Raw genomic sequence first — 17,331 nt, 5'->3', positions numbered from 1 at the left:
TGATGAGTAGCCAGCCTGTCTTAGTAACAGGTGCAGCAGGCTTTATCGGTCGCTATGTTGTCCGCCATTTCATGGAACAGGGCTGGACCGTGGTAGGAATTGATAATTCTCCTCCAGAAAATGCACCCTTAGAAAATCTAACTGTCTATCATCGTCTGCAACTACCTGACAGTAGTTTAAAGTCTATTTTACAAGGAACATCTCCTCAAGTTTTTATTCATTGTGCAGGTAGGGCGTCGGTAGGGCTCTCAGTTAAAGCTCCAGAAGCAGATTTTTATGGCAACACTGTTCTCACCTTTGAACTACTAAACGCATTACGTCTCTATGCTCCTCAATGTCGTTTCATCCTGTTATCAAGTGCTGCGGTCTATGGCAACCCGGCTTCTATTCCCATTAGTGAAGACCAGTTAACAGCTCCCATTTCTCCCTATGGCTTCCACAAGCTGCAATGTGAGCAAATCTGTTTAGAATTTAACAAGCTTTATCAAGTGCCTACTGCCGCTGTTCGCATTTTCTCAGCCTATGGACCTGGGTTGCGCCGTCAGGTACTCTGGGATATTTGCCAGAAAGCCATCGTCCATCATTCCGTTCAGCTCCAGGGCACTGGACAGGAGAGCCGAGACTTTATCCACGCTTTGGATATCGCCAAAGCGTTATTTACGATCGCCAATGCCGCTGTTATGAAAGGGGAAGCCTACAATCTGGCAGCGGGCAGAGAAGTGACTATTGCCGAACTTGCTGGATTAGTGCTGGCAGCTCTGGAATATCAAGGGGAACTGAAGTTTGATGGCAAAGTACCAATTGGCAACCCCTTGCACTGGCAAGCAGATATCTCGAGATTACAAGCCCTAGGATTCACTCCCTCTGTTGCATTGGAAAGAGGTGTGCGAACCCTTGCAAACTGGTGTCGGGCTGAGTTAGTTGGCGTATGAGTAAACCACTCAAAATTTGCCTTATAATGCAGGGCGGGCGTGGCTGGATTGGTGGCAGCGAATATATCAAAAATATTGTCTTAGCGCTGGGAAGTTTGCCAAGTGAAATCCGATCAACCTTTGAATTGACTCTGTTGTGCGATGAAAAATTAGAGGATGAAATCGCGAGCCAGATTTACCTGTATTTAAGTAAGACTTATACTCAGGCAGATCTTCAGCCTATAAATTTATCAAATCGAATTCTTTGGAAAATTTCTCGAAGTCTTATTAAGATAAGTGATCCGCGACTCGAATCTTTTTTTGATAAAGAACAAATTGATTTTGTTTATCCTTATTTTAATCGAACTACCAGAAAAAGATCTTATCGCTCTGCTGCATGGGTTTATGACTTTCAGCACAAGTACTTGCCGCAATTCTTTACAAGTGAGATTCTTGAGTATAGGGATAAGCTATTTACTGATATCGCCCAATATGCCCCTTCTATCGTTTTGAGTAGTAAAACTGCTGAGACTGACCTCCATAAGTTTTTCCCAGAAACAATTGATAGAACTACTGTCCTATCCTTTAAAACTTTTCCTCGCTCTGAATGGTATTTAGGTGATCCTTTGCAGGCACAAAAGAAATACTATTTACCAGACAAATTTTTCATCATTAGTAACCAGTTCTGGCAACATAAAAATCATTTAGTTGTCTTTGAAGCATTGAAGTTTCTTAGAGAAAAGTCTATTTATCCAGTCGTTGTTTGCACAGGTCACATTCACGATTTTCGTCAGCCTGCTTATTCTGATACTATCTTACAAACAATTCACACATGGGGCTTGGCTCAGCAAGTATTTCTTCTAGGGTTAATTCCTAAAACCGATCAGGTACAACTCATGCGACGTGCCCTGGCAGTCATTCAGCCATCCCTTTTCGAGGGATGGAGTACTTTGGTTGAAGACGCAAGATGTCTTGGAAAACATTTAATTTTATCGGACTTACCAGTTAATCAAGAACAGAACCCACCCTATAGTGTTTCCTTTAGACGGGATTCTGCAGAGCACTTAGCTACTTTCTTAGCAGAATATTGGGAGAATTTAACACCTGGTCCCATTCTAGAGGATGAAGGAATGGCAAGGGCCAATAGTTTAAGGGAGATTAGAATATTTGGTGAGGCTTTTCTAAAAATTGCCCAAACACTTGGGTAATTTCCAAAGGAGGAGGCGCGATATTGCGCGATCAGACCTATGCCACAAATGACGAAAGCTCTTACTCTTGTTGACTTGCCTACCCCTGCTCCCGGCAAAACAGGATGGCCCTGGACTGAGCAAAGTAAACCTGAAGGCGGTCGAATGCCTGATGGTTCTGAGTATCCCGGCATCAGTATTGTGACACCTAGCTATAACCAGGGACAGTTTATAGAAGAGACGATTCGGTCGGTTTTGTTGCAAGGCTATCCTAATCTTGAGTACATCATTATTGATGGAGGAAGTACAGACAATACAATTGATATAATCAGGAAGTATGAAGCATTTTTGACTTTCTGGATTAGCGAAAAAGATGAAGGACAAAGTCATGGCATAAACAAGGGATTTCATCGCGTTACCGGCGATTTAGTTGGATGGCAAAACTCAGATGATTTCTATTACCCCAATGTATTTTTTGAGGCCGCAGTTAAATCTAAATTTTTCCCGGATTATGACGTATTTTATGGTGCTAGGACCTATCTGAACTTGGAGGCTCAAGGAAGCTTTACTGAAGACATTAATATGTCTAACTTCGATCTCCTGAAAATGATTCCTGATGGCAACATGTCTAACCAGTCAATGTTTTTTAGACGGAAAGTTTTTCAAGAAGGAAACTTCTTGGATCAATCGTTTAATCATTGTATGGATATAGAGTTTTTCTGGAGGCTGATCGAGAGAGGATATAAATTTAAGTTCGTACCCGAATTGAGAGGGTGTTACCGCCTGCACGAAAATTGCAAGGGTCAATCCGACAATAATAGTTACTTTTCTGACATCCTCAAAATACATGAAAGAATCTATTTGAATAGAAACCTCAAGCGCGCAGTTAGAAGAAAGGCTTGGCATCTTCTTAGAGCTTTTTGCCTGGATCTTTATGGTAAGTCACACCTTTCAGAATTCAGAAAGCATTGCAAAAAGCTGTGGATTTTGAGTAGTTTTGACATTAACAATTCAATACTGCTCGATGTGGAAATTATTAGCAAATATCTGCTTTCTCTTTTTGGAGATTCCTTCTTACAGCAGATTAGATACTACAAATCTACTCTGGTGACCAAACGTAGGTAATAAAAAAGGCATGTACAAAGCGATTGTGACTCTAGCTATTGGGAAAAAGTATCAAGAAAGATGGCAAGCAACTTGCAAAAAAAATTGGTCACAATATGCTGAAAAGCATGGCTATGATATTATTTGCATTTCTGAACCCCTAGATGAGTCGAAGCGAGCTGAAACTCGTTCTCCAGCTTGGCAAAAGTGTCTGGTGTTAGGGCATGAGAAAGTTAAGCGATATCATCAGGTTGTATGGATAGATTCGGATGTTCTGTTAAATCCTTATGCTCCTTGTATAATCTCTCAAGTTAGCGAGCCGCAAAAGGTAGGAGCAGTTGAGATGTTTTCTGGCCCTCTAAGTGAAACCTTTCCTAGTACCTCTACAAAACTTGAGTCGTTAGCGGATAGGTCTAAATCATTTTGGAGCTGGCCTTTTAGAACAGGAAAAGAATTTTATAGAAATGTAGGTCTATCTGATGATTTTTCTGAGGTGGTTCAAACAGGTGTAATGGTCTTATCCCCTAAGTTTCATCGCGACACACTTGAGTACGCGTACTATAAGCATGAGCATCAAGATGGTCAATCCTTTGAGATGGAATGTCTCTCATATGAATTAGTTAAGGCCAATTTGGTTAATTGGCTTGACCATCGATTCAATCGGTTATGGGCTGAGTGTATTTTACGAGACTACCCATTTTTACTTCCTCCAGAACCAAGTAAGAATAAAATTATCCGGCACGGGCAGAACTATTTGCATCGTATTTCAAAGCTTTCCAAGAAAACATTGACTGATTGTTGCATTAGTACCGCTCTGATAAATAATTATTTTTTACATTTTGCAGGTACGGCTCAGTTTATGAATAGCTTTAAGCCTTGTGCGTCTTCTTGGCAACAATTAAGAGGTCGTCTCCAAGCTTGAAAATTACTTACTAATGCAGGAGAAATTAACTTAAATGAATCTTTTGCAGAATAAAGACAAACAATTACATGACCCTAGTAAGCCACTGGTTCTATCTGTAGGATGCGGTAAATGTGACCCTAAGCCAGGAATTGTCAGGCTTGACATATCTAAAGATGTTTCACCGGATTATGTCTGGGATTTAGACAATACTCCTTATCCATTTGAAGATAAAGTATTTTCAAAAATTGAATGCTTTGATGTCATTGAACATCTTGTTAATATTCCCAAAACTATTGAAGAATTTCATCGAATACTGAAACCCGGAGGTGTCTTAATTATCACAACACCTCATTTTAGTTGCGCAAATTCATACATTGATCCAACTCACAAGTATCATTTGAGCTATTTTTCCTTTGACTATTTTTGTGATGGTCATGAACTGGCTTACTACTCCAAGGCACGATTTGAACTTCAATATCGCCTTTTGATGTTTCAAGGAGGGCGGTTTAATCGGTCAATTGTTTCACGGTTAGCAAATCGTTTTCCTAAATCCTATGAAGAACGATGGGCTTGGATAGTTCCAGCATGGTACCTCTATTTTGAGCTGAAATCTATTGCAGGGGTTGATTGATGCGTGTCGCTCACATTACACCCACTTATTTTGATAATAACTCAGTCATTGGTGGTGGGGAGCGATATCCAACCGAGTTAGCAACCTGGATGTCAAAACAGACCCCAACTACCTTGGTCAGTTTTGCTCCTAGTCGCCAGACCCGCTATCTTAGCAGTCTTCGAGTTGAAACCTACCCAGTTAAACACTTCATTCACGGAAACCGTGTCAACCCCGTTAGTCTTCGCTACCTTACATCCGTAATTAACGCTGATATTGTCCACATTCACAACATTAGTACTGTCGTATCAGATATGGCGTGTTTAGTAGGGCGGCTGCTCGGCAAAAAGGTATTTGTAACCGACTATGGAGGGGGCGGTAGTTTGGTACTCAATCAAAAACTTCCAGTATTCCAAGGATATCAAGGGGCCATTACTTACTCTCAGTTTGGAGTAAGCTTTATTCCTGAATCATTGCAACGAAAAGCAACTTTAATTAAAGGCGGCATCGACATCGATAAATTTTGCCCTGATCCTTCCTTGCGGAAAGAAAATAAAATTCTCTATGTAGGACGGCTAATGCCCCACAAGGGCATTAATTACTTAGTTGACGCAATGCGGTTACTTCGGGCAACAGATTATCGCCTGGTCATCATCGGCAGAGCTTATCATGACCAGTTCTACAGCGACTTAAAAGAGCAGGCGGAAGGATTACCCATTGAGTTTGTTCATGATGCTAATGATCAGCGTCTCATTAATGAGTATCGAACAGCAAAGGTAACCGTATTACCCTCTGTACACACTACTTGTTATGGCAACTATACTCCCGTACCAGAACTTATGGGCTTCACGTTGCTAGAGTCACAGGCTTGTGGAACTCCAGCTATTTGTACCGATGCAGGGGCAATGCAAGAGTTTGTAGAGCATGGACAGACAGGTTGGGTAGTTGAGCAAAACTCAGGAAAGGCGATCGCTGAAGCCATCCACCAAATCATTAATCTATCTCCAGAAGAGTTTGAGCAGTGGCAAACCCGTTCTCGCCAATGTGTAACATGCCTGAACTGGGAAAGCGTCGTTGAGCAACACCTAGAGCTTTATGCAAAATCTTAGTTTGCGGCAGGGAATGACCAGGAAACTCGAAAGACGACCTCTTCGCATTTTGATTGTGACTCATGCTCCGTTACTGCCTGAGTATGGAGCGGCCCAAGTAGCGATTAACCTAGGTCAAGTTTTCAAAGATCTAGGACATGAAGTTACCCTTTGGTCTCCACAACCGGTTCCAGAAGTTAAGCCATGGAATCGATCTCGTTATATGCGAAAAAAGCTAAAAGACTATCTAGAAACTCAAGATACATTCGATATAATTGATTGTCCCCCAATTTTTATTAAAAAGTATCTTGGAAAAAAAACGATTGTTGTTTCTCGGCATGTACAGCCTGACTTGCTATATATATTAAGCACCTTAAATATTGATCGTGATGCAACCTGGAGAAATTTTCTCAGTTTTCCAGTAAGATTGACTATCTCCATTTCTGACGCTATTAGCATTATCTTTGGATGGTATATAGCTGATTATATTTTCTGCTTGGGTACGCATGAATTGAAGTGGATGACAAAGTGGTTTCCATCTTTACGTGAAAAACTCAGCGCTTATTACAACGCAATATCTGAGAATGAGCAGGAAAGTTTAAAGAAAATAAGGGTAGCTAGAAGTCTTGAGCGATTGCCTCACATTAGGTTTTTGTGGATTGGTCGGTGGGTAAAACATAAAGGTATTAAGGAATTAGAAAACTTTATAAGCTCTTGGCTCTTAAGCAGCCCTCAAGATAGTTTTACAATCGCTGGATGCGGTGATTGTGAGACCTCAAAATCTCTTTTGAGGTTGAAGAAAATGGAGCAGGTCAGCATAGTTCCTAATTTTGATAGAGCAACACTTTTGGAATTGTTGAATAACCATGATATCGGCTTGTTTTCCAGCCAAGTAGAAGGATGGGGACTTTGTTTAAACGAAATGCTGGAATCTGGAATGCCTGTGTTTGCGACTAACACAGGTGGAGTTCCGGATCTTAAGCAATTATTAGGTGAAAAAGTTCTTGCATTCCCGCCTAATGCTCAGTCGATAAATGAGGTAACAAGTCAACGCACTTTTGATGACATTTATTACAATCATTTCTCTTGGAATTCTATTGCGAACTCCTATCTCGAAAAGATATTTGATTAAGGTTAATTTACTACTTAAAGCAGCACAAACTGTCCACGTAAATAGGTATCATCATTTACAGTCTAAACATAGACCCCTGGAAATTAGTTCAAAGCACCTTCAAAACGGCTCTAACGTGTCTTGAAGGTTTCGATGCATCTCCTTCCAGCAAATCAGTGCCCAGTCAGCGAAAACAACATCTTTTATGAAGTCGTTCTTTGTCATAGGTTGTCCGAGATCAGGAACAACTTTTCTAATGGAATGTTTGGAAGCATTGCCCTACACAGAATGTGTATCTGGTATCTCTTTTCCGGTGCCTATGGCCCATCTTGCCGCTCAACAACTACCTGAGCAAACAATGCACTGTTTGGAGTATGGTCTAAGATCTACTCTGAACGTGTATCTTGATGCTATCCCCAACTCTCGGTTTAAAGCATTTCACCGCTTAGCCGCTGGTTTTCTAGGGGTTAGCGAAGCCAAAAAAATATTTCAGCGGCAACGAAAAATTCAAAACTTGATTTATAAAGAGCCATTTTTTAGCTTTTCGCCTAATTTCCTTTATAGAGCACTGCCGGATTGTAAAATCATATATTTGTATCGTGATGGTCGCGATTGTGCTAATTCATTAGTTAAAAGCTATGACGTACTCACCAATGAAAAGCTTAAAACTTTAAATACATCAGAATCAGCACTCGGTTATCCATGCCAAGATTTTTGGATACCCTGGTGGGTTGCAGTTGACCAAGTAGATAACTTTATTGAAGCATCACCTTATGTTCGTTCTATTTGGATGTGGAGAGAAATGGTGCGTTGCTGCGAATCCTTTTTTTCTCAAACTAACGTAGTAACAAGCGGACGAATCCTGAAAATAAAATACGAAGACTTGGTATATGAACCTATGGTTTTCGGGGAAAAAATTGTTAACTATATTGGTGCTGATTTTGACAATCGTCTTCAGAAATGCTTTAAACAAGCCTCAACTAAATCAATTGGAAAGTATAAGAAGCGAGATACTATAGATATCAAGTCGGCGGAGCGAGTTGCGCATCGTGAATTGAGTTCTTACGGTTACATCGCTTAGTTCGGTCTAGCATTCTCTAATCCTTAACTAATAAGCAAAATAGAAATCCATTCAAATTCCTCCTTACAGCTCTGCTTGGAAAGCAATTATGGTTAAGCAAAGGGTTGTACTGAAATCAGTAATTAAGATATTAAGCTGAAGAATAATTTAAGGATGAATAGTAGAATATATAAAGAAATTTGCCAAATCGTCCCGCGTCTTTCTCCGAGTGTTGACGGGGTAGGTGATTATGCTCTTAATTTAGCGCACCAGCTTAGATCAGATTTTGACATTAATACCAACTTCGTGGTTTGTGACCCAGCTTGGGTAGGAGATAAACAATTAAAGGGATTTCAAGTTGATCAAGTTGGCTCTCGATCAAAAAAATCTCTTCTTGCTCATGTGTCTGATATTAATCCTGGGAGCCCTATCCTACTTCACTATGTTGGTTATGGTTACGCCAAACGCGGCTGTCCGACCTGGCTCGTCAATGGGTTAAAAGCTTGGAGGCACCAACGCCAACAGGCGCACTTGGTGACAATGTTTCACGAGACTTCTGCCTTTGGCCCAATCTGGACAAGTGCTTTTTGGCTTTCTGCAACCCAGAGATACTTAGTAAAACGATTAGTTAGATTAAGCGATCGCATTCTCACTAACAAACGTTCTTACGCCGAGCTACTTCAGAGCTACGCCCCAGAACGGTTTGTAACTATTCCAACGCTTCCTGTCTTTTCAAACGTAGGCGAACCACAAAATCCTTCCAGCCTTTTTGAAAAGACCCGTCGCCTTGTTATCTTTGGAGGGCGTAGCCAACGTTCTAAGGTTTATAAAGATTCCCTAGAGCAATTGCGCCACATTTGCCGATACCTAGACATTCAACAAATTTTTGACATCGGACCAGTCCTCGACCCGCTCCCTGCTGATGTAGATAATGTACCAATTACTGTTGCGGGTTGTCTCCCTATTGAAGAGGTTTCTACTATCCTCTCCGACTCGATAGCAGGTTTTTTCAGCTACCACCCTGCATTTCTTGGCAAATCCACTATTTTCGCGGCGTACTGTGCTCACAGAGTCATACCTATCAGCGCTACTATGTCTGATGTTTCCGAAGAGGGATTGCAACCTGGTAAGCACTATGCACTTCCAGAACAATACAATACCGAGAAAAGGGATATGGCATTGATGCAGGCGATCGCAGATCGTGCCTATGCCTGGTATCAGGTGCATAGCTTATCGGCACAAGCCAAAGCCTACTACACGCTTCTGTCAGATTTGGAAGTCACATAACCATGAGTCAGCCAGTTCTAATTCCCGCGGCGCTGCACCAACATCGGCAACAGGCTGCCGAAGCAAGCGCTGGTATCAGCAGCGGAGCTATCTATACCTGCTTTGAGAGAGAACTACTGCACCGGTCAGCTAATGGATCTGTGCTGGACTGGGGATCCGGACAGGGGCTCTTAACCCAGCGGTTGATGAACTTAAAGCAATTTCAATCCATTACTGCCGCAGATATACAGCCTCGTCCTGAAACTATTGATGCTGCCATTCAATGGAGCCAGGCTGATCTTAATAACCCGCTGAACCTGGAAGCCGAGATCTTTGATGTAATTGTATCTGCAGAAGTTATCGAGCATCTTGAAAATCCCAGAGCCGTTGCTCGGGAATGGTCCCGATTACTTAAGCCCGGTGGTCTGCTTATATTTAGTACTCCTAATAACGAGAGCTGGCGAGCAATTCTAGCCTTGATTCTGCAAGGACATTTTGTTGATTTTGGTGATTCGTCCTACCCTGCACATATCACCGCTCTGGTACGAAAAGATATTACTCATATCTTGAACGAAGCAGGCTTTTGCTCGCCCGAATTTGCATTTACTAATGTTGGAAAAATTCCCAAACTTCCTCGTTATCAATGGCAGAGCTTATCGTTAGGTTTCCTAAGAGGTCTACGCTTTAGCGATAACATTCTGGCCATTACCCATAAATCTCAATGAAGCTCCAAGTTATAGAAATGCGGATTCTAGAAGCAATCTTGATAAAAAACTAGATTACAAATATCTATCTTAAAATATGGGAGTCATCAGCTTCATTAATCGCCCGGAGTATTTCTTTCAGCCCAATCAGATCGTTAAACGGTTTAAGTTAAATTTCAAGGCTTCTCCTGTTCCCGAAACTTTCAACTTACCCTGGGGAGCTAAACTCAATGCTTTTCCTGGAGAAGTTATTGGACGCTCTATCTCTGCTATGGGAATCTATGATTTGTGCGTCTCGGAAACACTGTGGCGGATTATTGACGAGGGTGAAACCTGCGTTGATGTGGGAGCAAATATTGGTTATATGACCAGTTTGATGGCACATCGGGTTGGTTTGAGAGGAAAGGTTATCGCTTTTGAACCTCATCCAACCATTTACCAACGGCTCTCTAATAATGTTCGAAGCTGGAGTACAGAAAAGAACTGGACTCAGATCGAAACTAGCAGTCTGGCTATTTCTGAACAACTAGGTCAAGCACAGTTGTTCATACCCACCAACTTCGACCTCAACCAAGGTACAGCTTCTCTTATGCTCTCCTCAGATGAAGTTGACTGTTCGACAGGCCAGCAACTTGTAGTTGAAACTGATACCTTGGACAACCTATTCAATAGTCTTACGATTGAGCTTTTAAAGATAGACGTCGAGGGGCATGAAATAAATGTGCTGTCAGGTGCAGAAAAATTGCTAGGAGAAAATCGAATTCGTGACATTATTTTTGAGGAACACCGAGCTTATCCAAATCCTGTTTCTGAGTTTTTGAAAGAAAAAGGGTATTCCGTCTATAGAGTTACAAAAAAGTTTCTTAAGCCTGATTTAGTGCCACCTCAAGCAGCAGGTTTTCATCCCTGGGAACCGCCTTGCTACCTAGCTACAAAAGACGTTGATCGTGTGGCTAGTCGATTTAAATCGCTGGGTTGGAAGTGTCTTAAAAATACGACATTTTGATACTGAAACCGGTTGGGTAACACATATTTCATGAAGATTCTTCTTTATTCGACCTATTTTTATCCAAGTTTAGGAGGCAGTGAAACTGACGCTGAAATTTTTGCTAGAGAATTCGTCAAACTAGGACATGTTGTCAAAGTTGTAACTCAAACTCCAGGGAGTAATTTCGACGATAGGGGCAGGGCTTTTCCTTTCGAAGTTATTCGCCAGCCCAGTGCATTACATTTGCTTAGCCTCACGCATTGGAGCGATGTTTGCTTTCAGAATGGCATTATTCTTAAACAAGTCTGGGCACTGTGGCTTACCCGAACCCCTTGGGTCATTCGTCACCAGACCTGGATTCAACATCCTGGTCAACAGGCTACTTGGTTAACTCAGCTAAAACTTCGTATGGTTAGGCTTGCCACCTCGATTACTATCAGTCAACCTATTGCTGAGCATCTCAATTACCCATCTACCTTGATTCCTAACCCTTATCGTGAAGACTTGTTTCGCTATCTTCCAGAGGTTCCACGCATTAAAGAGTTAGTGTTTTTAGGGCGTTTGGTATCTGATAAAGGCTTAGATTTGCTACTAAATACCGTAGCAAACTTTAAGAATAGCAACCTATACCCTCAGCTAACTGTAATTGGTACAGGTGAAGATAATGAGGTTTTGCGTCAACAAGCTAAGGATCTTCAAATTCATGAACAGGTTCATTTTGTTGGTGCAAAAGTTGGCGATGAGTTAGTTCACTTACTTAATGAACACCAAATTTTAGTTGTTCCCTCCCGTTGGCACGAGCCCTTTGGGGTTGTAGCCTTAGAAGGTATTGCCTGCGGTTGCGTCGTCGTTGGGTCGTCGGGAGGTGGGTTAAAAGACGCCATTGGTGATTGCGGTACTACATTTCCTAATGGTGATGAGACCTCTCTAGGGCAAGTGCTTTACCAACTGCTTACTCAGCCTGAGTTACTAATCCGCTATCGAGCTAATGCGCCTAGTCATTTAGCAAAGCACAAACAAACGACCGTGGCTAAAGCCTATCTTCAAGTTTTAGAGGCTGCTGGCCGATGAGTACTCTTCTTGCAGCCTTGTCTGCTATTGGTCTAATAGTGCTGCTCTCTGCTCAAGACTGGCAGCGATCTGTAAAAGTGGTTCTGGTCTTGGTAGTGATCGAGGGAGCATTGCGAAAGTGGGTGCTTCCCCAAGCAAGCCAACTTATCTATTTTCTGAAAGACTTTGTTTTAATCGGTGCGTATCTGCGATATTTTCTGCTGTCTCCGGTTCAGATGCGGCTGTTTATTCAGAAACCTCTTATTCTAATTCTGGTCGGTTGTATAGCAGTCTGGGGTGGAATACAAGCTTTTAACCCAAGTTTGGGGTCGCCGGTAATCGGTCTATTTGGCTTCAAAAGCTATTTTCTCTACGTGCCCCTGGTTTGGATGGTGCCTCAGATGTTTAGCACTGAGGAAAAGCTGTATAAATTTATCCGTAGCTATCTGCTGTTGCTGGTTCCGGTATGTATTTTAGCTATTGCTCAATTTTTTAGCCCTTCTACTAGCCCACTGAATGTCTATGCTTGGGGTGAAGATGGCCCTGCTGTAGTGAGTTCTGGCCTGGGCACAGTGAGGGTAACGGGCACCTTCTCCTATTTGACAGGTTACGCAACTTATTTATTGGCATGTTTGTGCCTGCTATTGCCCCTAGTCTCTCGTCCTCAATCTCGCCTATGGCAGATGGTAACCCTCGCTGAAGGTGGGCTGATAGCAGTCACTTCATTTATGACTGGTTCTCGCGGCCTTGTCTTTGGTTCTGTGCTGCTTATAACTGGTTATGGACTGCTGTTGGCGCTAACGAGTTTTTCTAGCTTCGCTAGCAACGTACGTAAGGCGATTTTACCGACTGTGGTAAGTTTTTTGGCAGTTTCGCAAGGAGGACGATTAGCCTTTGAGTCTTTTTGGACCCGAGTAGAAAATGCTAATGACAGTATTTCTGATCGATTTTTAAGTCCCTTTACTGAGCCTTTTAATAATTTTTATCTTAAAGGTTTAGACGGGTATGGTTTGGGGGCCACGTTTCAGGCTAACGGAATTATCCGTCAGGTGCTTCGGCTTCCTCCAGGAGAAATGATTCCAGTCTATTTTGAAAACGAAATAGGGCGTATTGGTTTAGAAATTGGCCCCGTTGGTTTCTTTATGTGGTATGGCTTACGACTAGTACTACTCTTTACTCTAATGAGGGTTTTTCTCAAACTTTCACATCCGTTCTTGCGCCAGCTTGCCCTAAGTGTTCTTATCTATCAAGGTGTAACCTTCATTGCTCAGATGGTCTACAACCATACTGCTAACGTCTACCATTGGTTCTTTTATGGCTTTATCCTTTTGCTTCCTTATCTGGAGCGGGTAGACCAATGGCAGCGAGCTCAACAACCTAATTTTTCACATGGTCAACCGACGTATCTCTCTAGTACACCCCACCAGTAACCCTAACTCTCGTAATGCAGCGATCGCACTGGCTGAAGCCAACCTGCTGCACGAAATTGTTACTACTGTCGCGTACAACCCCAAAGGTCAATTAGCACAGGCTATTGAGCAGTTGCCTAATTCAATTGGCCTGCCTCTCCAACGAGAGTTAGAAAGACGTACTTGGGTTGCACCAGGGAGTTCAGCCCTACGCACTCATTCGTGGAGAGAAGCCCTAAGAGTTTCTTTAGTAAAGTCAGGAGTAAGTGCCAAGGTAGGGTTAGGGCAACAAGGACCTGTAGATTGGGTATACCTGTCTCTAGATCGCCATGTAGCACGACATCATCTCAATGAACTTGACGCGGTCTACGCTTATGAAGATGGCGCGGCCTATACATTTCAAGCAGCTAAACAGCGGGGTATACGCTGCTTCTATGAACTACCTATTGCTTTTCACCATACTAGCCGGCAGATTCAACAGGATGAAGCCACACGTTTTCCGGAGTTTAACTCTTCCCTTCAAGCTGCTCATGAACCTTTATGGAAACTAGAGCGAAAAGATCAAGAAATTGCATTAGCAGATCATATTTTTGTAGCCTCTTCTATGACGCACCGATCGCTTTTGGATGCGGGTATAGCTTCTGAACGTATCTCGGTAATTCCCTATGGCGCACCAATTGACTATTTTCGGCCCCAACCTAAACTTGATAAAAAATTTCGAGCGTTGTTTGTGGGTCGGGTGGGTCCCCGCAAAGGTGTTCACTACTTAATACAGGCTTGGAAAAAGCTTAAGCTCAGTGATGCCGAGCTTAAGCTAGTGGGTGTCAATGAGTTTCCAGCTGGTTGGTTGGAGTCGTTTCAAGATTGCATTCGTTATTTACCGAGTGTTCCCCACGCCACACTGAATCAGCACTACTGCAATGCCAGCGTTTTGGTTTTTCCCTCTTTAGTTGAGGGCTTTGGTCTAGTCATGCTTGAGGCTATGGCTTGTGGAATTCCGGTTATAGCTACTCCCAATGCCGCAGGCCCTGACATTATTACTGATGGAATCGAGGGGTTTATAGTTCCTATTCGTGACGCTGAAATACTTGGAGAAAAGCTAGAGTGGTGCTACCAAAATCCTGACGAGTTAGCTAGAATGGGACGCTCTGCTCGGGAAAAGGCTGAAACTTCAACTTGGTCCAGCTATCGTCAGAAGTTAGCCTCTAAAATTCAAACGCTACTTTTGGAGTAGCTAGGGATTAGAAAATATGGGAAAGAGACTTAATCAAAAATACTTAATTCATTTTTGGGTACCTAATCTCTTCGAATTTAAAGGCGGAATTCAAGTTTATCTGTGTGATATTTTATCCACGATTAGCCAGCTTCAGGTTCAAAGGAGCATTTCTTCAAGCACCAGTATATTTATTATTGACAAGCTTGACTCTGATAAACCAGAGAACTTATTGAAGACAAACGAATTAGCAGATAACTTTTCATTTGCTTTCACAGGCCAAATCCCTAAGGTGCTACGAACTTTTGCTTTTGGCTTGAAAGTTTTAGTTACTTCTTTTCAACAACGCCCAAACTTAGTTTTGTGTGGACATTTGAACTTTACCCCTGTGGCTTATTTGCTCCGCTTTTGGCTAGGTACTCCATACTGGATTTTGGTTTATGGCGTTGACGCCTGGGATATCAAGCACCCTCTTCGGCGTCGAGCTTTGCAGACAGCTGAGAAAATAATCTCGATCAGTGACTATACCCGTAACCGTTTGATAAAAGAGGAGAGTTTGCAGCCCGATAGAATCTCACTTCTGCCGGTTACTTTTGATATTGAACGTTTTCAAATAAAGCCTAAACCATCCTACTTGCTCAACAGACATAAGCTTAAAGAGAGCCAACCCATAGTGTTAACGGTCGCTCGTTTGGCTGACGACGAACAGTATAAGGGGTATGACCAGGTCATTCGAGCGATATGCTTTGTACGTCAAAAGGTACCTGATGTACATTATGTTTTAGTCGGGAAGGGCAGCGATCGCCCCCGAATTGAGCAGCTAATTGAGTCACTTGGTCTAAAAGATTGTGTAACGTTAGCAGGATTTGTCTCAGACGAGGAAATTTGTGACTACTACAATTTGTGTGATGTATTTATAATGCCTAGCAAGGGCGAGGGCTTTGGCATTGTCTACCTCGAAGCTTTGGCCTGCGGCAAGCCTACAGTTGGAGGCAATCAGGATGGTGCTATTGATGCTTTATGTAATGGCGAATTAGGCATCTTAGTCGATCCTGATAACACAGAAGAAATAGCTACTACCTTAGTAGAAATTCTTCAAGGTAAGTCAACTCATCCTATACTTTATCAGCCAGAGATATTGCGCCAGAAAGTCGACGAAATTTATGGTTTTAACCAGTTTCAAATCAATCTCTTAGGGCTACTTAACGAGGCTGGCTTCGCAGCACTGTAAGTATGAGAGTTCTTCACGTGTTGCCGTCTCTAAGCTACAAGCTGGGTGGGCCAACTCAAGTCGCCTTAAACATTATTCGCGCCCTACGAGAGATAGAAGTTGATGCCGAAATAGCTACCACCAATGACGATGAAGCCGAATTGCTAGACGTGCCTATCGGTCGGCGAGTTGATTACGAAGGCGTACCGGTTTGGTTCTTTCCGCGTCTGGCTCGATTTAAAGCATTTATTCCATCGATTGGGTTGACCCAGTGGATGGTCAACCATTTGCGCCAATACGACATTGTTCACAACCATTACCTGTTCTGCTACGCTCCCACAGTGGGGGCAAGGCTAGCCCAGTATTACCAAGTACCCTACGTCTCAAGTACGATTGGTCAACTAACTCCCTGGGCACTTCAGCAAAGCCGGTTGAAAAAACAAATCTATGGCCGTTACATAGAACGTTCTACACTCAACCGAGCCGCTGCTATCCATTGCACTACCTCTGCAGAAGCCGAGGACGCCCGACAGTTTGGAATTAGCGCACCTGCCTTGGTTTTACCGCTTGGGGTTAATCCGATAGTCACGATCGCAAGTGCAGCAGCAAAATTGCGCGATCGTTATGACTTACCTTCTGACTGCGCGATAGTTCTATTTTTATCGCGCCTGCATGAAAAAAAGCGACCTGATTTTCTGCTGCGTGCGTTTGCTCAGCTTGACCCTCAATCTCACGGCTATCACCTTCTACTAGCCGGTTCTGGGGATGCAGATTACTGCAACTATCTCAAGACTTTAACTAGCACCCTAGATATTGCCGATAGTGTCACCTTCACTGGCTTTGTCTCTGGCTCAGACAAAGATTTACTACTTCAGGGATCTAATCTCTTTGCGCTGCCATCTTATTCAGAAAATTTCGGCATCGCTGTAGCAGAAGCCCTAGCCGCTGGTCTCCCCGTTGTAATTACCCCTGACGTTCAAATTGCCCCCGACATCTCAGCTGCCCAAGCGGGGTTGGTAGTTTCTGATGATTTGGACGCGTGGGGGGATGCTCTAAGTCAACTGCTCCGCTCGCCTGATTTAAGCACCGAGCTAGGTTATAACGGCCAACAGCTGGCCGCCGCGAAGTACAGCTGGCCTACGATCGCGCGAAATCTGAGCCAGTCCTACGATGAAATCCTTACTGGTCAGCCCCTATCGTTTGCCTATAGGCCTTGACTCAGTGGGTGACACGATCGCAAATGAATTGTCGTAAAGCAGCTTCAAAATAGGGCGTAGCCAACTCTCGATCAGCGCCGGTAGGCTGTCGGCAATCGTAGCGTTTAACAGGTCGGCTTTTGCCGTTGATGCTGACAACTACCCGATACTCCCAGGTATATTTGGCACTGCGCTTAATTGTTTCAATACAGACTTGCTGCCCTTCTACGTTGCGGCAGAGAACGCTGGCCGAGGACTCAGGGATCCAAACCCACAGAACTGCCCATAGCCCGAGCAGCACGGCAATCAAAGCGCGCACT

General features: G+C 43.1%; 17 protein-coding genes. 16 read left to right on the top strand and 1 reads right to left on the bottom strand.

What is annotated here, in order from left to right:
* Positions 1-2: 2 nt before the first annotated feature.
* The 16 genes from H6F75_RS10920 (at position 3) to H6F75_RS10845 (ending at position 17,032) form a co-directional block, all read left to right on the top strand.
* Positions 3-932 carry an NAD-dependent epimerase/dehydratase family protein gene (locus tag H6F75_RS10920; RefSeq protein WP_190752050.1) on the top strand — a complete coding sequence of 310 codons (930 nt, stop codon included), beginning with the start codon at positions 3-5 and terminating at the stop codon, positions 930-932.
* Positions 929-2,119: a glycosyltransferase gene (locus tag H6F75_RS10915; RefSeq protein ID WP_190752048.1), complete on the top strand. Its 1,191-nt coding sequence runs from the start codon at positions 929-931 to the stop codon at positions 2,117-2,119. The genes H6F75_RS10920 and H6F75_RS10915 overlap by 4 nt, the downstream gene beginning before the upstream one ends.
* Positions 2,120-2,158: 39 nt before the next feature.
* A complete protein-coding gene (locus H6F75_RS10910) occupies positions 2,159-3,223 on the top strand; it encodes a glycosyltransferase family 2 protein (RefSeq protein WP_190752046.1) in 1,065 nt (354 codons plus the stop codon).
* A gap of 10 nt (positions 3,224-3,233) precedes the next feature.
* Positions 3,234-4,124 (top strand): hypothetical protein, encoded by an 891-nt coding sequence (locus H6F75_RS10905; protein WP_190752044.1) that lies wholly within the window; start codon positions 3,234-3,236, stop codon positions 4,122-4,124.
* A 34-nt stretch (positions 4,125-4,158) separates the two neighbouring features.
* A complete protein-coding gene (locus tag H6F75_RS10900; protein ID WP_190752042.1) occupies positions 4,159-4,737 on the top strand; it encodes a methyltransferase domain-containing protein in 579 nt (192 codons plus the stop codon).
* Positions 4,737-5,825, top strand: a complete 1,089-nt coding sequence (locus H6F75_RS10895; RefSeq protein WP_190752040.1) for a glycosyltransferase family 4 protein — start codon at positions 4,737-4,739, stop codon at positions 5,823-5,825. Before H6F75_RS10900 ends, H6F75_RS10895 begins: the two co-directional genes overlap by 1 nt.
* A gap of 55 nt (positions 5,826-5,880) precedes the next feature.
* The gene (locus tag H6F75_RS29010; RefSeq protein WP_190752038.1) at positions 5,881-6,936 is read left to right on the top strand and encodes a glycosyltransferase family 4 protein; all 1,056 of its coding nucleotides are present in this window, start codon (positions 5,881-5,883) and stop codon (positions 6,934-6,936) included.
* Positions 6,937-7,120: 184 nt separating this feature from the next.
* Positions 7,121-7,996 carry a sulfotransferase gene (locus H6F75_RS10885; protein WP_190752036.1) on the top strand — a complete coding sequence of 292 codons (876 nt, stop codon included), beginning with the start codon at positions 7,121-7,123 and terminating at the stop codon, positions 7,994-7,996.
* 153 nt (positions 7,997-8,149) lie between these two features.
* Entirely contained in the window at positions 8,150-9,262 is a 1,113-nt protein-coding gene (locus H6F75_RS10880) for a glycosyltransferase family 1 protein (RefSeq protein ID WP_190752035.1), read from the top strand.
* 2 nt (positions 9,263-9,264) lie between these two features.
* Positions 9,265-9,966 carry a methyltransferase domain-containing protein gene (locus H6F75_RS10875; RefSeq protein WP_190752033.1) on the top strand — a complete coding sequence of 234 codons (702 nt, stop codon included), beginning with the start codon at positions 9,265-9,267 and terminating at the stop codon, positions 9,964-9,966.
* Between the two features lie 76 nt (positions 9,967-10,042).
* Positions 10,043-10,951, top strand: a complete 909-nt coding sequence (locus H6F75_RS10870) for an FkbM family methyltransferase (RefSeq protein WP_190752031.1) — start codon at positions 10,043-10,045, stop codon at positions 10,949-10,951.
* Between the two features lie 30 nt (positions 10,952-10,981).
* On the top strand, positions 10,982-12,004 hold the full coding sequence (locus H6F75_RS10865) for a glycosyltransferase family 4 protein (RefSeq protein ID WP_190752029.1): 1,023 nt from the start codon (positions 10,982-10,984) through the stop codon (positions 12,002-12,004).
* Positions 12,001-13,413 carry a hypothetical protein gene (locus H6F75_RS10860; protein WP_190752027.1) on the top strand — a complete coding sequence of 471 codons (1,413 nt, stop codon included), beginning with the start codon at positions 12,001-12,003 and terminating at the stop codon, positions 13,411-13,413. Before H6F75_RS10865 ends, H6F75_RS10860 begins: the two co-directional genes overlap by 4 nt.
* Positions 13,373-14,626, top strand: a complete 1,254-nt coding sequence (locus H6F75_RS10855; RefSeq protein WP_190752025.1) for a glycosyltransferase family 4 protein — start codon at positions 13,373-13,375, stop codon at positions 14,624-14,626. The genes H6F75_RS10860 and H6F75_RS10855 overlap by 41 nt, the downstream gene beginning before the upstream one ends.
* A 16-nt stretch (positions 14,627-14,642) precedes the next feature.
* Entirely contained in the window at positions 14,643-15,836 is a 1,194-nt protein-coding gene (locus H6F75_RS10850) for a glycosyltransferase (protein ID WP_190752023.1), read from the top strand.
* Positions 15,837-15,838: 2 nt separating this feature from the next.
* Entirely contained in the window at positions 15,839-17,032 is a 1,194-nt protein-coding gene (locus H6F75_RS10845; protein ID WP_190752021.1) for a glycosyltransferase, read from the top strand.
* A gap of 1 nt (position 17,033) precedes the next feature.
* Here the strand turns inward: H6F75_RS10845 and H6F75_RS10840 are convergent, their stop codons facing one another.
* Complete coding sequence (locus H6F75_RS10840) at positions 17,034-17,330, bottom strand: hypothetical protein (protein ID WP_190752019.1); 297 nt, start codon at positions 17,328-17,330, stop codon at positions 17,034-17,036.
* Position 17,331 lies beyond the last annotated feature (1 nt).

Source organism: Nodosilinea sp. FACHB-131 (assembly GCF_014695395.1).
Lineage (GTDB): Bacteria > Cyanobacteriota > Cyanobacteriia > Phormidesmidales > Phormidesmidaceae > Nodosilinea.
This window is presented reverse-complemented; position numbering and strand designations above follow the sequence as displayed.